This is a genomic window from Mesorhizobium sp. 01N446, assembly GCF_056399285.1.
The window spans coordinates 141274-158502 of sequence record NZ_JBFTRA010000002.1; the positions used below are offsets into that span (position 1 = coordinate 141274).

At 60.3% G+C, this 17229-nt stretch carries 25 protein-coding genes; 14 read left to right on the plus strand and 11 right to left on the minus strand.

Annotated features, from left to right (window positions below):
- The gene (locus tag AC1DPX_RS08955; protein ID WP_441935571.1) at window positions 1-222 is read right to left on the minus strand and encodes a hypothetical protein; all 222 of its coding nucleotides are present in this window, start codon (window positions 220-222) and stop codon (window positions 1-3) included.
- An 81-nt stretch (window positions 223-303) separates the two neighbouring features.
- On the opposite strand from AC1DPX_RS08955, the gene AC1DPX_RS08960 reads away from it, so the two are divergent.
- The gene (locus AC1DPX_RS08960; protein WP_477235996.1) at window positions 304-600 is read left to right on the plus strand and encodes a hypothetical protein; all 297 of its coding nucleotides are present in this window, start codon (window positions 304-306) and stop codon (window positions 598-600) included.
- 40 nt (window positions 601-640) lie between these two features.
- Here the strand turns inward: AC1DPX_RS08960 and AC1DPX_RS08965 are convergent, their stop codons facing one another.
- Together AC1DPX_RS08965 and AC1DPX_RS08970 are read right to left on the minus strand one after the other, a co-directional pair.
- Window positions 641-1990 (minus strand): PQQ-dependent sugar dehydrogenase, encoded by a 1350-nt coding sequence (locus AC1DPX_RS08965; protein ID WP_477235998.1) that lies wholly within the window; start codon window positions 1988-1990, stop codon window positions 641-643.
- On the minus strand, window positions 1987-2427 hold the full coding sequence (locus tag AC1DPX_RS08970; protein ID WP_477236000.1) for a DUF2231 domain-containing protein: 441 nt from the start codon (window positions 2425-2427) through the stop codon (window positions 1987-1989). Before AC1DPX_RS08970 ends, AC1DPX_RS08965 begins: the two co-directional genes overlap by 4 nt.
- 487 nt (window positions 2428-2914) lie before the next feature.
- Here AC1DPX_RS08970 and AC1DPX_RS08975 point away from each other — a divergent pair, with 487 nt between their 5' ends.
- A complete protein-coding gene (locus AC1DPX_RS08975; protein ID WP_477236002.1) occupies window positions 2915-3127 on the plus strand; it encodes a hypothetical protein in 213 nt (70 codons plus the stop codon).
- Window positions 3128-3240: 113 nt separating this feature from the next.
- Complete coding sequence (locus AC1DPX_RS08980; RefSeq protein ID WP_477237473.1) at window positions 3241-3645, plus strand: SRPBCC family protein; 405 nt, start codon at window positions 3241-3243, stop codon at window positions 3643-3645.
- Window positions 3646-4104: 459 nt separating this feature from the next.
- Here AC1DPX_RS08980 and AC1DPX_RS08985 read toward each other — a convergent pair whose 3' ends face one another.
- From AC1DPX_RS08985 to AC1DPX_RS08995, 3 genes are all read right to left on the minus strand, one after another.
- Window positions 4105-4293 carry a hypothetical protein gene (locus AC1DPX_RS08985; RefSeq protein ID WP_441935582.1) on the minus strand — a complete coding sequence of 63 codons (189 nt, stop codon included), beginning with the start codon at window positions 4291-4293 and terminating at the stop codon, window positions 4105-4107.
- A gap of 314 nt (window positions 4294-4607) precedes the next feature.
- On the minus strand, window positions 4608-5357 hold the full coding sequence (locus tag AC1DPX_RS08990) for a Crp/Fnr family transcriptional regulator (protein ID WP_477236004.1): 750 nt from the start codon (window positions 5355-5357) through the stop codon (window positions 4608-4610).
- A gap of 168 nt (window positions 5358-5525) precedes the next feature.
- Entirely contained in the window at window positions 5526-5690 is a 165-nt protein-coding gene (locus AC1DPX_RS08995; protein ID WP_441935586.1) for a hypothetical protein, read from the minus strand.
- A 240-nt stretch (window positions 5691-5930) separates the two neighbouring features.
- Here AC1DPX_RS08995 and AC1DPX_RS09000 point away from each other — a divergent pair, with 240 nt between their 5' ends.
- Entirely contained in the window at window positions 5931-6230 is a 300-nt protein-coding gene (locus tag AC1DPX_RS09000) for a PRC-barrel domain-containing protein (RefSeq protein WP_477237475.1), read from the plus strand.
- Window positions 6231-6378: 148 nt separating this feature from the next.
- Window positions 6379-6543, plus strand: coding sequence for a hypothetical protein (locus tag AC1DPX_RS09005; protein WP_441935588.1), 165 nt, complete (start codon window positions 6379-6381; stop codon window positions 6541-6543).
- 757 nt (window positions 6544-7300) lie between these two features.
- Here the strand turns inward: AC1DPX_RS09005 and AC1DPX_RS09010 are convergent.
- Both AC1DPX_RS09010 and AC1DPX_RS09015 read right to left on the minus strand, forming a co-directional pair.
- Window positions 7301-7534, minus strand: coding sequence for a type IV toxin-antitoxin system AbiEi family antitoxin domain-containing protein (locus AC1DPX_RS09010; RefSeq protein ID WP_477236006.1), 234 nt, complete (start codon window positions 7532-7534; stop codon window positions 7301-7303).
- A gap of 429 nt (window positions 7535-7963) precedes the next feature.
- Window positions 7964-8857, minus strand: a complete 894-nt coding sequence (locus AC1DPX_RS09015; RefSeq protein WP_477236008.1) for a LysR family transcriptional regulator — start codon at window positions 8855-8857, stop codon at window positions 7964-7966.
- 149 nt (window positions 8858-9006) lie between these two features.
- Here AC1DPX_RS09015 and AC1DPX_RS09020 point away from each other — a divergent pair, with 149 nt between their 5' ends.
- From AC1DPX_RS09020 to AC1DPX_RS09040, 5 genes are read left to right on the plus strand one after another with little or no spacing between them, the layout of a single operon-like run.
- Complete coding sequence (locus AC1DPX_RS09020; RefSeq protein WP_477236010.1) at window positions 9007-10197, plus strand: MFS transporter; 1191 nt, start codon at window positions 9007-9009, stop codon at window positions 10195-10197.
- On the plus strand, window positions 10194-10664 hold the full coding sequence (locus tag AC1DPX_RS09025) for a cyclophilin-like fold protein (protein WP_477236012.1): 471 nt from the start codon (window positions 10194-10196) through the stop codon (window positions 10662-10664). The genes AC1DPX_RS09020 and AC1DPX_RS09025 overlap by 4 nt, the downstream gene beginning before the upstream one ends.
- Window positions 10665-10683: 19 nt before the next feature.
- Window positions 10684-11079: a (R)-mandelonitrile lyase gene (locus AC1DPX_RS09030; protein WP_477236013.1), complete on the plus strand. Its 396-nt coding sequence runs from the start codon at window positions 10684-10686 to the stop codon at window positions 11077-11079.
- Window positions 11080-11110: 31 nt separating this feature from the next.
- Window positions 11111-11854, plus strand: a complete 744-nt coding sequence (locus tag AC1DPX_RS09035) for an SDR family oxidoreductase (protein ID WP_477236016.1) — start codon at window positions 11111-11113, stop codon at window positions 11852-11854.
- A gap of 46 nt (window positions 11855-11900) precedes the next feature.
- Window positions 11901-13136 carry an arabinose transporter gene (locus AC1DPX_RS09040; RefSeq protein WP_477236018.1) on the plus strand — a complete coding sequence of 412 codons (1236 nt, stop codon included), beginning with the start codon at window positions 11901-11903 and terminating at the stop codon, window positions 13134-13136.
- 365 nt (window positions 13137-13501) lie between these two features.
- Here the strand turns inward: AC1DPX_RS09040 and AC1DPX_RS09045 are convergent, their stop codons facing one another.
- Complete coding sequence (locus AC1DPX_RS09045; protein WP_477236020.1) at window positions 13502-13855, minus strand: type IV toxin-antitoxin system AbiEi family antitoxin domain-containing protein; 354 nt, start codon at window positions 13853-13855, stop codon at window positions 13502-13504.
- Between the two features lie 136 nt (window positions 13856-13991).
- Window positions 13992-14354, minus strand: coding sequence for a hypothetical protein (locus AC1DPX_RS09050; protein ID WP_202354056.1), 363 nt, complete (start codon window positions 14352-14354; stop codon window positions 13992-13994).
- 107 nt (window positions 14355-14461) lie between these two features.
- Between AC1DPX_RS09050 and AC1DPX_RS09055 the strand changes: the two genes are divergently transcribed.
- A complete protein-coding gene (locus tag AC1DPX_RS09055; RefSeq protein WP_202354055.1) occupies window positions 14462-14614 on the plus strand; it encodes a hypothetical protein in 153 nt (50 codons plus the stop codon).
- Between the two features lie 82 nt (window positions 14615-14696).
- A complete protein-coding gene (locus AC1DPX_RS09060) occupies window positions 14697-15128 on the plus strand; it encodes a cupin domain-containing protein (protein WP_202354054.1) in 432 nt (143 codons plus the stop codon).
- A gap of 104 nt (window positions 15129-15232) precedes the next feature.
- On the opposite strand, the gene AC1DPX_RS09065 is transcribed toward AC1DPX_RS09060, so the two are convergent.
- Entirely contained in the window at window positions 15233-15688 is a 456-nt protein-coding gene (locus AC1DPX_RS09065) for a carboxymuconolactone decarboxylase family protein (RefSeq protein ID WP_202354053.1), read from the minus strand.
- A gap of 259 nt (window positions 15689-15947) precedes the next feature.
- Between AC1DPX_RS09065 and AC1DPX_RS09070 the strand changes: the two genes are divergently transcribed.
- Entirely contained in the window at window positions 15948-16718 is a 771-nt protein-coding gene (locus tag AC1DPX_RS09070) for a copper homeostasis protein CutC (RefSeq protein ID WP_202354052.1), read from the plus strand.
- Entirely contained in the window at window positions 16715-17203 is a 489-nt protein-coding gene (locus AC1DPX_RS09075) for a GNAT family N-acetyltransferase (protein ID WP_477236022.1), read from the plus strand. The genes AC1DPX_RS09070 and AC1DPX_RS09075 overlap by 4 nt, the downstream gene beginning before the upstream one ends.
- Window positions 17204-17229: the final 26 nt, after the last annotated feature.

The window sequence follows — 17229 nt, forward strand, 5'->3', positions numbered from 1 at the left end:
TTAAGTCGCCGCGCTGTTACCCTCGTCGAAGAATTGAATGCCCCGCACCGCCGCCTTCTTGGTGATCAAGCCTTTCAGATCGGCGTCCGATCGGCTTGTTCCGGTCTGCTCGCGCAACATGGCTATGGCTGCCTGCATCGACAGAAAGGGATTTTCCAACACCGCGTCGAGTATGGTGTCCACTGACGCAGCAATATCGGTCGGTTCAGGATTTATCGCCATGGCTACTGGTCCATCTTACCCACCCGTCGAACTCGACGGCGCCTAAAGGCGCCTGATCTCGGCGAGCTTCAAGCGAAGCCGTTGACCTTCGGCGTAGGCAAGCGCGAAGGATTCAAGATCGAACTGGCTAGTGGTTTCCCGGCCATTGTTTATCACACGCACGAACCATTCACCGCACGCCTCGACGACCTCAATCTGCGTTCCGACACTGCTTCCGTTTTGGGGGTTATCCACGGCATCCTCCCATGGCTGATGAAAGCGGAATTATCCCACCAACCCGCGGTTCCGTCATTCAAATTTGATGAGTTTTCACTGTACGAATATTACCAAGCGGTTTCCTTGCATGCCCGCTTTTGCCAATCCGTGATTTCCAGATAGCGGAGATCTCATATTTGGCACTCGATAATGGATTGGGTGCCTATTGGGTTGCGGACGTCACGCGCCAGACGGTGTTTCCGACGTCGTCGGCGATCAACAGCGCACCCGCCTTGTCGACGGCAACGCCCACAGGCCGCCCGTGCGCCTGGTTGTCATTGTCCAGGAACCCGGTGACGACATCTTGTGGCTTGCCGCCCGGATGGCCACCCTTGAACGGGACGAAGACGACCTTGTAACCGTTGAACTTCTTGCGGTTCCAGCTGCCATGCTCACCGACAAACGCGCCGTTGCGATAGGAACCCGGGAGGTTGGTCCCGGTGTAAAACGCCATGCCGAGGGGTGCGACATGGGAACTCAGGGCATAGTCCGGAGGGATGGCCTTCGCGACCAGATCCGGCCGCTGGGGCATCACGCGCGGATCGACATGCTGGCCGTAGTAGCTGTACGGCCAACCGTAGAACGCGCCATCCTTGACCGATGTCATGTAGTCGGGAACAAGATTGGGACCGAGTTCGTCGCGCTCGTTGATGACGGCCCACAGAGCCCCGCTCTGCGGCTCCCAGCTCAGCCCATTGGGATTGCGCAGTCCACTTGCGAATATACGATAGCGCCCGGTGGTTCTGTCGACCTCCCAGATGGCGGCCCGGTCCTTTTCGGCCTGGATGCCATTCTCGGTGATGTTGCTGTTGGAGCCGACGCCGACATAGAGCAACGATCCGTCAGGACTGGCGACCAAGGATTTGGTCCAATGGTGATCGATAGGCCCGCCGGGCAGCGGCGTCAAAACGGTACCCGGCGCCGTGACCTTGGTGTCGCCAGGCGTGTAGGGATAACGCACGATGGCGTCGGTGTTGGCGACATAGAGATCGTTGCCGACCAGGGCCACACCGAAGGGCGAACTGAGATGGTCGAGGAACACGTCCTGGACGTCAGGCACGCCATCGCCGTTGGTATCTCGTAGCAGCGTGATGCGGTTACTTCCTTCGGTGCCACCGCCCGAGGTCGCCATCGACTCGATCCAACCCATGATCAGGTCTTTTGGTCGCTTGATCGAGGCGCCGGGCGGCGCCACGGACTCGACGACCAGAACGTCGCCGTTGGGCAATGTGTAAAGCGAACGCGGATGCTTCAGGCCTTTGGCGAAGGCCTTGATCTGCAGGCCTTTGGCGACGGTTGGTGTCTCATCCTGTTTCCAGCCGATGATTGACGCAACATGCATCGGTGGGACTAGATACTGGGCGGGCTCGGGCAGCGTCGGATTGGCTCCGACCTGATCGCCGGGGTCCGGCTCGTTGTCGCTGCATGCGGGCAGTGCGAAAAGCGATCCGCACAGCAAACCGAGACCTGCTACGCGCCGGATGTATCTGCTGGACGACAACGCGGAATTCATTCGACCACCTCCACTTGAGCACCGCCGGAACGCCATCCCAGCAGTCCGCCGAGGAGTAGGACGATTACGGCTGCGGCCGACAGAGAGAGCCCTGTCGGTACGACCGAGGTCCAGGCATCACGGCTGTGCACAAGGGCATTGAAAAACGATATGATGAGCACGACCAAGCTACCGAGGAGATATGGCCATACGGGCCTGCTCGCACCCGAAAGTCGGCCGGTGAACAAATCGACAATCGCTGCCAAAACCGCAAGCACGCCTACGACCAGGCCGGCAAAAAGCAGCCAGGCGGAAAAGTCTGCCCACATCATCTCAGCGCTTCGCCAATAGGTCACATCGGTCAGCAACGCGCCGATAAAACACCCATTGGCGATCGCCATTGGTGTTCTATGAAGCGGAGGCTTGGTGACGACCACCATCGATCGCGCGCTGGCCATGGATATCCTCCATCCTGAAAGCTGGGCCTTTGCTCCAAACCAACTTGCGGTTGGGAGGTTCCCGGAGCGGCTCGAGTTCAAGAATTCGTGATGGCGGCCCAACAACGCCGGACAGTTTAAAAACTCACCGCTCGGTCTGGCCTTGCCGGCATCACCGCACCAAGCGGAACAAAGCCATCCGATCCAGAGTTTTATCGGCGAATGCCGGAGAGGCGAATGCCGGAGACAAGGGATTTCCGATGGCAACGACAGAGACGCCACGCGCCCGGGCGAGCATTATCATTCGGGTAGCGCCTGACGACATCACCAAAGCATTGATCGAGCCTGACCGGCTCACACAGTTCTGGCTGGCTTCGAGCAGCGCCCCCCTCGCCGCTGGGGCCAAGGTCCATTGGAAGTTCATGGTCCCAGGTGCGGAAGTCGACACCACCGCAACGCGGCTGATCCCGGGTCGGAAGATCGATTGGAATGGTCGGATGGAACCAACGTGAATATCGATCTGGAGGAAGTCGACGGCGGAACTGCGGTGACTATAGTCAGCTCGGGATTTAGGGGCAGCAAGGACGAGGCGGTCGAGCACGCCTTGACCGCGACTGAAGGGTTCGCCTTCGTTCTCGCCGCTCTGAAAGACGTGCTGGAATCTGGCAAAGCCAGCAACATCGTGCGCGACAAGGCACGACTGATCGAGTTGCGAAGATAACGCGAGATGCCAGTTTCCAGCAATCTTCGCTCGCAAGCGGGCAATTCTGGTTTGCTGCGCACACGTCGTTCTTTCGATCATTCACGAGAGGCCGTGTATGCTGCTTGGTCACCATGGAAATCGTCCGTCGCAGGCTTTTCTTCAGCCCGAGCAACAAGATAATTTCGGTTCAGATCGAACCGCATCTGGCCGGATTGGTCTCGGTCGATGAATTGAACAATGAAGAGATGATCAAACATTGGGGACATTTCACGCGGATCGACCCACCGCGCCGACTGGCGTTCACCCTGAATGTCCCGAAGCATTTCCATGGCGAAGCCCGGATTGCGGTCGACATAGCTAAGACCGCCGAGGGATGTCGCCTCACCTTGACGCAGAGCGTTGTTGGTCTAGAAACGCCGAGCGGATATGGCAAGGCATGTTCGACGGCCTCACCAACGTTTTGCAAGGCCGGCAGGCGTTCGAGTGACTATAAGGTGCTAGCCATTCCCGGACGGCCAGTAGCGACCACCTTATAGTGACAATTTGGACGGTCGGTATGGATCCAACGGCTGGTAGCGCCTACAGGCGGCTTTACGGCCAAAGCCTCCACCAGAAACTCCTGGCGCTTCCAGCCCTTGCATAGCCTTGTACAAGGCCGTTGTAGCGGCTGCTAGGTGATCTTCCGAATTGCCATTGTCATTGGCGAGGTCTGGCGCGTGAGGCTTCATAGGCGAATTATGCGCCTTGCTTGGTCGTCGGTGCACTACTGCCGGGCGCGAAACAATTCTCTGTCGAGGCCGTTCGGACGAGTGGGGAGCAATCGATGGTTGATGAGCTAGGCAAGCCGCCGACCGATGGTAGAGTCACCATGGCCCGCCGCCTGGTCGATGAGACTGGCATTACGGAAGCGCAAGCCCGCGAGCTTGTCAGCTTCCTTGGACTGGAATTGGGCCTCCTTGGTTCGCGAGGCGCGGCTGTCGAAGAAGCCTTAGCCGCTACTTCCGCACGATCCATTCCAGCAACTCTGCGTCAACGTCCTCGCTGCCGGTGAGGTCGCGGATAAAGTCCGAAGCCAATTCGCGCCATCTATGTTCGGGCACATTGTCCTCGATGACGGATTTGATGAAGGCGTTGCGCAAAATATCGCTGTCGAAAGCCGATATCGGAATACTCGGTTGGGGCATGGCCAACCTCCCCATGATAAGGGCGGGAGCTTAGCGTTACTCTCAACCACCGGTGCGCCGTAAACCCCTAGCCGGTAGCGGCCCGATTATACGACTGCGGAAACCGGTACTGAATATCAAATGTTTGTACGTTTTTAACCAAGCAATTGCCGGCCAATTGGCGCGCTCTACCTCGGGCAGGCGGCAATCCCCTCAAAGTTGCCGCAGTGGCCGGCGCGGGCTTAGGCAATGATGTCTCACCGGCATCATCGCGTCGGCCACTTGCACCTTAGGAATTCCCGGCCGCGGACGCGCCTGTCCCGTTCCTCAAACGCTCAGGCGATGGGCCGTTCCTGCCTTGCAGGGGTCTTTGAACCGAGGTCTCCGACAAGCCGGCGATACTGAGCTTCGGGCGGTCCGTAGGCGTCGCGCGCCAATTTCAGCAGGCCATTGCGATCGCGGATTGTGATCTCTCCGCGACGGGCACGAATATAGCCATAGCTCTCGATGACCTGGAGACCGACCGTGACTCCGGGACGCCTCACGCCGAGCATGATGGACAGAAATTCATGGGTTATCACAAGCCTGTCGCCGATAGTGCGGTCAGAGCACATTAGGAGCCACCTCGCCAGTCGGACTTCCAGGCTTTGCCGGGCATTGATCGATGCGGTGTAGCTCGTTTGAACATGGAGATATTGGACGTAGCGCAAGAGAAACGGCCGTAAGGTATGGCTGGCCTCCAAGGCCGCCAGGAATGGGCCGGTGGCTATCCGCAACGCCTCGCTCGTCGACTGGATATAGCAATTGAAATTTGCCTGGTCGTCCCCCATGATCAGTGCCGACCCGGTCATGCCTTCGAACCCGATGATTCCGACTTCCGCTTCGTCTTTCCCTGAAGTCTTCGCCACCACCGAGGCCAGCCCGCTTTCAAGAAAATAGACGGCTTCGATCTTTCGGTCTGCAGTCTCCAACGGCGCGCGCAACTCTAGAAAAACGCTCTCGAGATGTGGCTGCAAGCGCGCAAAATCGTCCGCGTTCATGCGGCGCAACAATTCGCTCCTGGCTTGCAGGACCTGATGATCCACGAGACGCTCTCCCTGAGGGCAAGAGCACTGGGATCTCTTAGCCGGCCGCGCCCGTTGATTGAGCGGCCGGTGGCGGACCATAGACTGCGCATCACGCAGCACTAGTCTGGCCAGCATGTTGGTATTAAACCGACAGTTACTGTCGCGAAAAATCGAAGCTTCGGATGGCTAACCATCTTTCGCCAGGAGACGAGCTTCCCGCAGGATGGAGGCACGATCAAACCCGACCAGCGATATTATTTCGCGGATTTGCTGTTCAGTAGCGCCGGATTCGCGCGCCATTGCGCGGACCATCGCTTGCGGCGGACCGGGCCGCTCGGGTTCGTTCGCCATGACATCCTATGCCTCGTGATGGGCAGGAGTGCGATGGTCGCTCCCAAGCGTCAGCGCCCGCATTGCGCCTCTGACGATTTGCTTATGTACGCTTTCGTACCAAAACTTGCGAGTCAATTCGAGGTGCGACCGAATTGGACGGTTCGGACGCCCACTTACTCCAAATCTCCCAAAATCGTTCGGAACAATTGCGTCACTGGGAGGTTCAAAATGTCCCACCCCAACCAGGAGTTTCGAACGATGGACCATACCAATCATGTGCGCCTTGCGAGCACTGAACTGACGCCCGACGTTCTGGAAGATGCCACGATATATGACGCCGACGACAACAAGGTCGGCAGCGTTTCGCATGTCCACGGCTCTGGAGCCTCCAGCCAAGTTGTTATCGATGTCGGCGGCTTTCTCGGCATCGGCGCCAAACCGGTGGCCGTGCCCGGGAGCCAGTTGGAATTCATGCGCGATGAAGACGGTGACGTCCATGCAGTGACCAACTGGACCAAAGACGAGCTCAAGAAAATGCCCGAGCATCACGACGCCTGATACCGACGGGTTCGCCTTGACCGAGAGCGGTCGCTTGGCCGCTCTCATCACCTGTACCGGCGTGTGGCCAGAGGCCGGCTGCAGCCCGAGGAGACTTCGCGAGCACCGTCCCGTCGACCACCAAAATAACCGGCACGGAGTTACAGCCATGACGGCCAAAAAGCCGAACATAGAGAGCAAAGATAAGAAAGCACAACGTTTGGCAGAGACCACCGATGTTTCACCTAAACAGGCTAAAGATCTTATACGGAAGCACGGGAAGGACAGTCCTGAGGTCGAGAAGGAGGCCAAGAATTTCAAAGCCGAGGGATAGGCGCGGCTAGCGTCAACTTCAACTAATGAGTCCGCCACCGGACCGCGTCCCGTAGCGGGCTCGACGGTTGTTGCCGATCCCGACGAGCCCGCGCCGGCGGACAAACTCTTCTGCAACAGCACATACGCGCCTGCGTCCCAGCCGTCGCCATGCAACCAAACATCGAGTTCCGTCGTTTTGTCCGGTTCGATATTTGGGGGGCGTCTTGTCACGATTGAGCGAGGACAGTACGAGCGCTGCGCTACTCACTGCCGGTGAGATGGTTGCGCGTATCGGATCCCTTGCCTGGGACGAGAGTTCGATCGGCTCGATGTCATCGTGGCCCACTGAGCTCAAAACACTCGTTGACGTGATCCTCAGTTCCGCACAACCGATGTTTGTTGCCTGGGGTTCGGAGCGTATCTGGCTCTACAACGACGCCTTCATCCCGATCCTCGGTAGCAAGCATCCGACGGTACGCGGACGCAAAGTTGACGTCAACGACCGAAATAGAGAGCAAGGCAGTCGTTCCAACCTTCGTGATAGGATTGTATTTTGCTCTTCTAAAGCGACATCGGTCTGTCCGGAAAATGACCGTTTCCGTCCATCGGCAAACGGTGGGCGTTTGGCTGTGGACAGAACCCCTTGGTGTCCGAAAATATGTTCGGAAATCTGCTGTCGGATATCGCTTACCTAAATCGTGCGCGGATCCGCATCAGATCGTAACACCTCTCAGCGTGAAAATCGTATTTCACACTGCCGTGCGGTCGCCTGCGCCTCAAGATGATGCATCTACCACCGCGGCGCAATACCGCCCGTAGCCGACCTTCACGAGCAGGCCTTCCTTGCACATCCGGGACAAGTAACAGCGGGGGATTCCTGCATTTGACAACTCACAGGTCCGCACCTCACCGCCCTTGCGAGCCAGAGCAACAGCTTGGTCGCGAAGTGACGGCTGGCGAACACCCGCAAGGCGAAGTGCCTCCGCACGGTCTCGGTCGCGTTTTCGCATCTTGAGTGCTTGCGGCGCATTCTGGCGAAGAGCTATAGCGAATTCGTAATTCGCGGCTTCACCGATCCCGGCGAACCACCGCCTTTCCTACGCCATGACGCGATAGCGCACACTACGATCCCATTGTCCGTGCACTTCGAAGACACTTTAGTTGGCATCGCGCCCCTGCCCTCCGCCCGAACCATCCTCAACGGCAGATTCGACCCCAGTATCTAAAAAATGCAAAGGCACGATTGGGTGCCGGGAGCGGACTGTCCGGTGTCAGGGCGAAACTGCCTGGAGCAGCCATCGCAAACAAGCTCAAAGTTGGCTGGGTGATGATCGTTGCTGTCGCAAGATCTGAACGGTGAAGGCCTCCGCGATCTGCGGTGGAACGTCGCCACCCGCATCGTCCCCTCAGCAAACCAGCGAGGAGTGGCTTGGTTGGGGTCAGATGCGATGGCGGAGCGCCTCGACGATTACCGCCATCGCAGGCGAGAGCTGCCGCCTGCTCGGGTAATAAAGGTGATAGCCCGCAAATGGCGGACTCCAATCGTCAAGCACGAGCCTAAGCCGTCCCTTGGCAATGTGCTGGCTCACCAGATTCTCCGGAAGATAGGCGATCCCGCAGCCGCGCATCGCAGCCTCGACCATCGGAATGCTCGAATTGAAGGTGAGTTGGCCTTCGACCCGCACACGAAGGTCGCGGCCATCCCTGGCGAACTCCCAGGCATACAATCCGCCGAACGTCGCCTGACGCATGTTTATGCAGTCGTGATCGACCAGATCCTGGGGCGCGGTCGGAACCGGATGGCGGGAAAAGTACTCCGGCGAACCCACAGCCACCAGCCTCCAGTCCGGACCGATCCGCACTGCGATCATGTCCCTGTCGATGCTCTCGCCGAGCCGCACGCCTGCGTCGAAGCGCTCCTCCACAATGTTCCTCATGCCGTTGTCGCTATAGAGCTCGACGCGCACGTCGGGATAGTCGCTGAGCACTGGCTGCAGCTTCGGCCAGACGGTTGTCTGAAGCGCATGGTCGGACAGCGTGATGCGGACCGTTCCGGAGGGTTTGTCGCGAAAGGCCACCAGACTTGCAAGGTCGGCTTCAATTTCGTCGAAGCGCGGAACAAGGGATTGGAAAAGCCGCTCGCCGGCCTCCGTCGGGGCGACGCTCCGTGTCGTGCGAGTCAGCAGACGGACGCCAAGACGAGCTTCCAGATCCTTGATTGTCGAGCTTAGGGTCGATTGCGAGGTGCCGAGCTTGGCCGCCGCCTTGGTGAAGCTGCGCTCCCGGGCGACCGCCACGAACCACAGAAGATCCTTCATGCCATCGCGCTGCATAGGTCACCTCCAACGGCATTTATATCACAAGCAGATAAGTCCATGCGAATTCCTCAGTCTAATAGAATGGGTTCCGCATCGATATATTCCGGCATGGCGACGGGGATCGCGGGTGATCCGCTCCCGGTCGCCTTGCAAGGATGCCAATTATGGAAACGACCTACGACACAAGGTCCCTCGAAGACCGCTCCGCATGGGGAGCGGTGCTCTCGATGTCGTTGTGCGTCTTCGTGCTTATTGCTTCGGAATTCATGCCGGTCAGCCTGCTATCCCCGATCGCGGCCGATCTCGGTATCACCGCCGGGCACGCCGGACAGGCAATTTCGATTTCGGGGGCTTTTGCCGTCGTCACCAGCCTGCTTGTCGCCGGCCTCACCCGGCGAATTGACCGCCGGCTGGTCGTCACCGGCTTTACGGCTCTCCTCATTGTCTCCGGGCTCGCCGTCACCTTTGCGCCGAATTACGCGCTCCTCATGGTTGGCCGCGCACTGCTCGGAATCGCGATCGGCGGCTTCTGGTCGATGTCGACCGCGATCGTCATGCGCCTGATGCCGCAAGACATGGTTCCAAAAGGCCTCGCCATGCTGAACGCTGGCAATGCCATTGCCGCTACGATTGCCGCACCGGTGGGTAGCTTTCTTGGCGCCTATATCGGCTGGCGCGGCGCTTTCTTTCTCGTCGTGCCGCTCGGTCTGCTGGCGCTGGTCTGGCAGTGGATCAGCCTTCCAGCGCTGCCCCCGCGCCAAAGGAAACGTCCAGGCAATCCGCTGGCGCTGCTGGGCCGTCTTCCAGTCGCCATCGGCATGGCGTCGATCATGATGCTGTTCATGGGCCAGTTCGCGCTTTTCACCTATCTGCGCCCCTTCCTCGAGAGCGTCACACAGCTTGATATCGCCGCGCTTTCGGCGATCCTGCTGGCGATGGGGCTGGCGGGAGTCCTCGGTACCTGGTGCGTCGGCCGGCTTTTGCGGACGCGCCTGTTCGGCATTCTCATAGTCATCCCGCTGGTCATGGCCGCGTTGGCAGTTGCGCTCGTCGCCCTCGGTGCCTCGCCAGTTCCCACAGCGCTGCTGCTCGTTGCCTGGGGTTTCTTCGGTACGGCCGCGCCCGTTGGCTGGGGCACGTGGCTCAGCCGCACGTTGCCGGAGGATGCGGAGGCTGGCGGCGGGCTGCAGGTCGCCGTCATCCAGCTCGCCATCACCGGGGGCGCCGCCATCGGCGGCACGCTCTTCGATACGGTCGGCTGGTGGGGAGCGTTCACTTTTGGCTCGGTGTTGCTCTGCGGATCGGGGCTCGGCGCCTTCGCCGCATCGCACATGGCCCGGAGATCCTCGCAATGATCATCGAGCATGCGACGCTCAGCCGCCGGACATTGCTCGGCGCCGCGCTCGCGGTGCCGGCCTTGCCGCGCGCAGCCGCCAGCCAAGAGAGCAAGGCCCCAGTCAGCCAGGAGCCCTCCGACATGAAGATAGGGATGACTTTTAACGGCCGCACCATGACCGCCACGCTCTACGACAATCCGTCGGCGCGCGACTTCTTCTCCATGCTGCCGCTGGACCTCAAGATCGAGGACTACGCGCATAACGAGAAGATTGCCTATCTGCCGCGCAAGCTAACGGAGGAGGGAAGCGGTCCGTTCGCCAACGAGCAGCCCTATGACCTCTGCTATTTCATGCCCTGGGGCAACCTGGCGATGTTCTACGATGACTACCGCCACCCCGGGCTGATCAGGCTCGGCCGTTTCGACGAGGGCGAGCAGGCCCTGCATGTGCGCGGCGAGTTCCCGCTTCACATCGAACGCATCTGAGGACGCAAAGGAGATCATGATGGACATTCTTCGCGCGGGCAGCAGGCCTTCCGGCAAGGGACCGGCTGACTGGTTCACCGGCACGGTGCGGATCGATCCGCTCTTCAACCCTTTCGACGCCGCGCGAGTCCAAGGCGCTCAGGTGACCTTCGAGCCCGGCGCGCGCACGGCCTGGCATACTCATCCGCTTGGCCAGACGCTGATCGTCGCCTCCGGCCGAGGCCGCGTTCAGCGCGAGGGAGGCCCGGTCGAGGAGATTAGGCCCGGTGACGTCGTCTGGTTCGCGCCGGGAGAGAAGCACTGGCATGGGGCGTCGCCCGAGACAGCGATGAGCCATATCGCGCTCCAGGAGGTTAAGGACGGCAAGGTCGTCGACTGGATGGAGCATGTGACCGACGCACAATACGGCGCCTGAGAAGTCAAACCATCAACTTTGGAGAACTGCCATGATCAAGGACAAGGTCGTAATCATCACCGGAGCTTCATCGGGCATCGGTGAGGCAACCGCGAAGCTGCTCGCGAACAAAGGCGCCAAGGTCGTGCTTGGCGCGCGGCGCGCTGACAAGCTGAAGCGAATCGTCGACGAGATCGCGAACAACGGCGGTCAGGCGGCCTACAAGGAACTGGACGTGACGAAGCAGTCCGACAACGACGCGATCGTCGAGTTGGCAAGGAACGCGTTCGGCCGCGTCGATGTCATGTTCCTGAACGCCGGCCTCATGCCGATCTCGCCACTATCGGCACTGAAGACCGACGACTGGCACCAGATGGTCGACGTGAACGTCAAGGGCGTCCTGAACGGCGTCGCCGCGGTGCTGCCGGAGTTCCTAGCACGCAAATCCGGACACATCATCGCCACCTCTTCAGTCGCCGGGCTCAAGGCCTACCCGAACGGCGCGGTCTACGGAGGCACGAAATGGTTCGTGCGCGACTTCATGGAAGTGCTGCGCATGGAGTCCGCCATGGAAGGGACTAACATCCGCACCGCGACCATCTATCCGGCCGCGATCAACACAGAACTGCTTGAAACGATCAGCGACGAAGGCACGGCCACCGCGATGCAGAACACCTATGACAAATACGGAATCTCGCCCGATCGGATCGCTGACGTGGTTGCGTTCGCCATCGACGCACCGGAAGACACCACGATCAACGAGTTCACGGTCGGGCCCGCCAACCAACCTTGGTGATCCGAACCGAAGCCCCGCAAACAACGTCATCAGATTGCTTCCGAAAATGACACACCTGCCGACATCGTCAACACCATTGCGTTCGGTCGCGGTTAGCCTGCTGGCCCCCATGGCAGCGGTGTTGGCCGGGTTTGTTGTCATCGGCGCAGCATTGCCTGTGCTTCCGCTGCACGTCAGCCACAATCTGGGGTTCGGTAGCGTCATTGTCGGCATGGTGGCAGGAACGCAGTTCGCGGCGTCCCTGGTTTCACGCGTGTGGTCGGGTTCCTTTGCCGACGAGAACGGAGGAAAACGAGCCGTTCTGCTGGGGCTGGTTACCGCAGCGGCTGCCGGGTTGTTCTATCTTGTGTCCTTTGCCGTCGCGAATTCGCCCGTTCTCTCCGTCATGATCCTGGTCGTTGGGCGCGCGGTGCTCGGCGGTGCCGAGAGCTTCATCATCACAGGTGGCGTGGCCTGGGGCCTGGCACTCGTGGATGCCGGGCATTCCGGGAAAGTCATTGCATGGGTTGGCACTGCGATGTTCGCGGCATTGGCCTTCAGCGGACCTTTCGGAACCATGCTGTTCACCGCCTACGGTTTTGCGGCGATAGGACTGCTGACCACATTATTGCCGTTGCTTGTATTGGGATTGCTGATGCGAGCGTCAAACCCTCGGACAAAACTGCGGCAGAGAAAATCCGATTTGAGAGCAGTTTTTGGCGCGGTATGGCTGCCAGGCGTCGGTGCGGCACTCGCCAGTATCGGCTATTGCTCAATCCTTGCCTTCAGCTCCCTTCTCTATGCTGATAATCATTGGCGACCGGTCTGGGTTGGATTTACAGCGTTTGGAGCTGCGCTAATCGTAGCGCGTGTGGTCTGCGGTCATTTGCCTGACAGATATGGCGGTGCAAAGATCGCCCTCCTGTTCGTGGTGGTGCAGTCAGCCGGGCTTCTGCTCATCGCGTTGGCACAAAGCAGTTTGCTTGCTTCTTTGGGAGCCGCGCTGACGGGCCTGGGTTACTCCCTGGTCTACCCCGGGCTTGGCGTGGAGGCGGTTGGTGGCACATCGGCGCAAAACCGCGGCTTGGCAATGGGCATCTACACGGCCTTTCTGGATGTCGCGATGGCTCTTGGAAGCCCGGCTTTGGGATGGGCTGCCGATCGAGCAGGTTTGAGCGCCGTGTTCTTTATCAGCGCCGGTGTCAGCTTTTGTACAACCGCCATTGCTTTGCATTTAGCGTACAACGCGCATCGAAGCCAACAAGTGGACGGCTTCCCACGTCCACTAGACCGGCCAAAGTAGCCATTTAATCGCAAGGTTGAAAGTGACCGCGGGCGACGGGACGGCGACCTCCCGAGCGGTCGCCAGCAAGTCGGCTTTCGGAACAGGCATAGTTGGCCTCCAGGTCCGCTTCGAGGCGCAAATTGCTTCTGGCCAATAAGCGACATCGCTATGTCCAGTAATCGACCGTTTTCCGCACATCGGCAAACCGTGGGCGTTTGGCTGCGGGCTGAACCCCTTCGTGTCCGAAAACTATGTTAGAAAATCTACTGTCTGGATATCGCTTACCTAAATCGCGCGCGGCAACCGACCACTGCTCCGCATCCGATCGTAATATCTCTCAGTGTGACAATCGTATTTTACACTGGCGTGTCGTCGCCTGCGGTTCAAGATGGCGCATCCACCACCGCCGCGCGATATCGCCCGTAGCCGACCTTGACGAGCAGGCCTTCCTTGCACATCCGGGACAAGTAACAGCGAGGGATTCCTGCATTTGAAAAATCACAGGTCCGCACCTCACCGCCCTTCCGAGCCAGAGCAACAGCTTGGTCGCGAAGTGACGGTTGGGGGACACCCGCAAGGCGAAGTGCCTCCGCTCGGTCTCGGTCGCGTTTTCGCATCTTGAGTGCTTGCGGCGCATTCTGGTGAAGAGCTATAGCGAATTCGTAATTCGCGGCTTCGCCGATCCCGGGGAGCCAATATTTCCAAACGCTTTGTAACGTGATGGGCCTGCGGCCCATTGCCCGAACGGCCAGCCGCTTCAGGCAGCCTGCGGGTCGTATTGGAACTCGTTTCTCGTCAGCGCCCTTCCGGCGCGTTCAGGATTTGGGCAAAAGTCTCCATTCCGCACGTGCGATACCGTCGGGTGGAGCGCCCTTACGCGATACCGACAATGCTTTGCGCATGGTCATGGAGTTGTTGGGCGGCTCGCCGGTATTCGATCGCGTCACCGCTGCAGACAACCAGGAACTGCGCCGCGAACTCGTGCGTATTTGCAGCCGGGATGGCGAGCATGGCCTTCACGATCTCCGACATGTCTTGATAAACGCGTTTCAGATCGCGGTCGGAAATGTCGAGGGAGATCGAATTCATCAGTGCCTCCCAGCGTCGAAAACCCGCCAGAACGGGACTTTCGTTCGAGTTTGCGGCAAGAATCTTTTCCGCGGCAGCGGCTCCCATCGGCGCAAAGGAGACCGTCGTGCCCACCACCGTGCGTCTGGTCATTCCATCAAACATCATGTCCGAGTTCCTACGACTGAGGGCAATTCTGTAGGGCCGGCGATCCGGTGGCGCATTGTCTTGCGTCAAATTTCTGCAACGTCGAAAGCCGGCATTGCCTCCGGACTATGACGGATAAGCCGACCGAACTCGGTCGCTCGCTGGCCGAAAACCATCGAACGCCCGCCGCCTGGCCGCGCGATCGCCGCCATGAAGATGATCCGAACCTGCTCGAAGCGGAGCAGCTGGAGCATGAGGGAGGACTTCGGCCGGTGGATTGATGGAGCCATTCATCGCAATGTCGCGCGCCGCTTGCGCTTGGATATCCGCCGCGCGATAGATGCGTCGGTTCAGGGAGGACTCATGCGCAAAATCCTGGTTTCGGTTCTGCTGGCCGCGGCAGCACTCTACGCGAATTGCGCTCTGGCCCTCGACAGCGGCAGCACGCCTGTCGTCGTCACCCCGCTCGCATCGCGCACCACCACCGCCTCCGGCCAGCCGATCACGCTGCCGCAGAAGAACGTGCAGGTTCTGGTGTCGACCTTTGACATAGCGGTGGGCGCGACCTTGCCGGTGCACCGACACCCCTTCCCGCGCTACGCCTATGTCGAGGCCGGAACGCTGAAGGTCACCAATGTCGAGACCGGCAACAGCAACACCTACAAAACGGGCGATTTCATCATCGAGATGATCGGGCAGTGGCATCAGGCGACCAATATCGGCGATGGCCCGGTCAAGCTCCTGGTCATCGACCAGGTCGAGGAAGGCGCGAAGAACACGGAATTGCGCCAGTAGCCGCCAGGCGCCACGCTGATGCGCCGAAAGGCGAGAGGCAATACGCCGCCCGCCTTCCCGCGCCGCAGCGGATAGCCGTCCTGTCCCAGGCGCTGGACCAGCGCTCAGCCCCAGGTGCCGACCATCTGCCGTGTCGTCGCGTTCAGCCGGTTGAAGGCGTTGATCAGGGCGATCTGGACAACCAGCGCGGCCAGCGCCTTTTCATCATAGTGCCGGGCAGCTTCGTCCCAGACATCATCCGGCACGGCGTCCGGCCGGTCGGCGAGCCTCGTGCCGGCCTCGGCCAGCGCCAGGGCGGCACGTTCGGCTTCGGTGAAGTAAGGCGTCTCGCGCCATGCGGCGAGTGCAAAGATGCGCTCGTCTTTCTCGCCGGCCTTCTTGAGTTCGCGCGCATGCATGTCGACGCAGACGGCGCAGTTGTTGATCTGGCTCGCCCGCAGATGAACGAGCTTGCGCGTCAGATAGGGCACGTCGGCGGCGTCGGTCGACTTGTCCAGCGCCATCAGCGCCTGCAGGGCGCCTGGGATGAGCATCACGGGATTCTTGAGCCTGGCTTGCATGGTTTTCTCCTTTTGAAGCGTTTCGTCAGGACGTGTTTTGCCGAGCCCGGAAGCGGTGCTTCCGGATTTCAGCAGATGGAATTTCGGCTCCCGCCTCACTGCCGACGGCAAATCCATAACCGCTCAGCTATGAATTACTCATAACCCTGCAGTTATAAGACTGTCAAGCCGGGAAATGTCGCCTGGTCCACATGGCGGTGTGCCGCTCACGCTTTCGCGCCGGCCGCCCGGGTGCTAGGGCTTTGCGCAACATCATGAAATGGATCGCCCCTTGACCTCGCAAACCCGCCTGCCCCTCATCGAAATCTGTGTCGAAGGCATCGATGGCCTGCTCGCCGCGCAGGCTGCCGGCGCTGACCGGGTGGAACTCTGCGCCAGCCTGGTCGAGGGCGGCATCACGCCGAGCCTCGGCACGGTGCGCGCGGCGCTGGACCAGGCAACCGTGCCGTTCCATGTCATGGTGCGGCCGCGCGGCGGCGACTTTCTCTACAGCGAGACCGAATACCGCTCGATGCTCGCCGACGTCGCGGCACTGCGCGATCTCGGCGTGCCGGGCTTGGTGTTCGGTTGCCTGAACGCCGACGGCACCATCGACGAGAAGCGCATGGGCGAACTGACGGAAGCCGCCGGCTCCCTGAACGTCACCTGCCACCGCGCCTTCGACATGACACGCGATCCAACGCAAGCGCTGGAAGCGCTGATCCGCTGCAAGGTCGGTCGCGTGCTGACCAGCGGCCAGCGCGACACCGCCATCGAAGGCTTGCCCTTGCTGGCCGATCTGGTGCGGCAGGCCGACGACCGCATCATCATCCTCGGCTGCGGCGGGCTCGATCTCGGCAATATAGCCGAGGTGCGCCAAAAGACCGGGCTGGCCGAAATGCACTTCGCCGCGCTGAAGGATGTGCCGAGCGCCATGCACTACCGCAATCCCAAGGTCGGCATGGGCGGCTCCGATCTTGATCGCGAATACCGCAACACATTGACCGACACATCGCTGGTGGCGGCAACGATCGCGGCGGCCAAGGCATGAGCTCTCCGATAGATCGCATAGCGCAAGGCGACGAAGCGGACATACTGGCGCTCAACAACGAGCATGCCGCCGAACTGTCCTGGCTCGAAGCCGAACGGCTGTCGTTCCTGCTTGGCGAGGCGTTTTATGCGCGCCGCATCGGCGATCTCGAAGCCTTCATCATGACCTTCGACCAGGACGCCAACTACGACAGCCCGAATTTCCTCTGGTTTTGCGAGCGCTACGAACGCTTCGTCTATGTCGACCGCGTCGTCGTGGCGGCGCACGCAAGGGGCCGCGGCCATGCGCGCCGGCTCTATCAGGACCTGTTCGAACATGCAGAGCGCGCCGGCCACGCGCTGGTCACCTGCGAGGTCAACACCGATCCGCCCAACCCCGCCTCGGACGCCTTCCACGCCGCGCTGGGCTTCACTGAGGTCGGCCACGCGGTGATCCATGGCGGCAAGAAAGCAGTGCGCTACTACGTCAAGCAGATCGTCGCCTGATTGCTGGCCGAATAAACAAGATCATC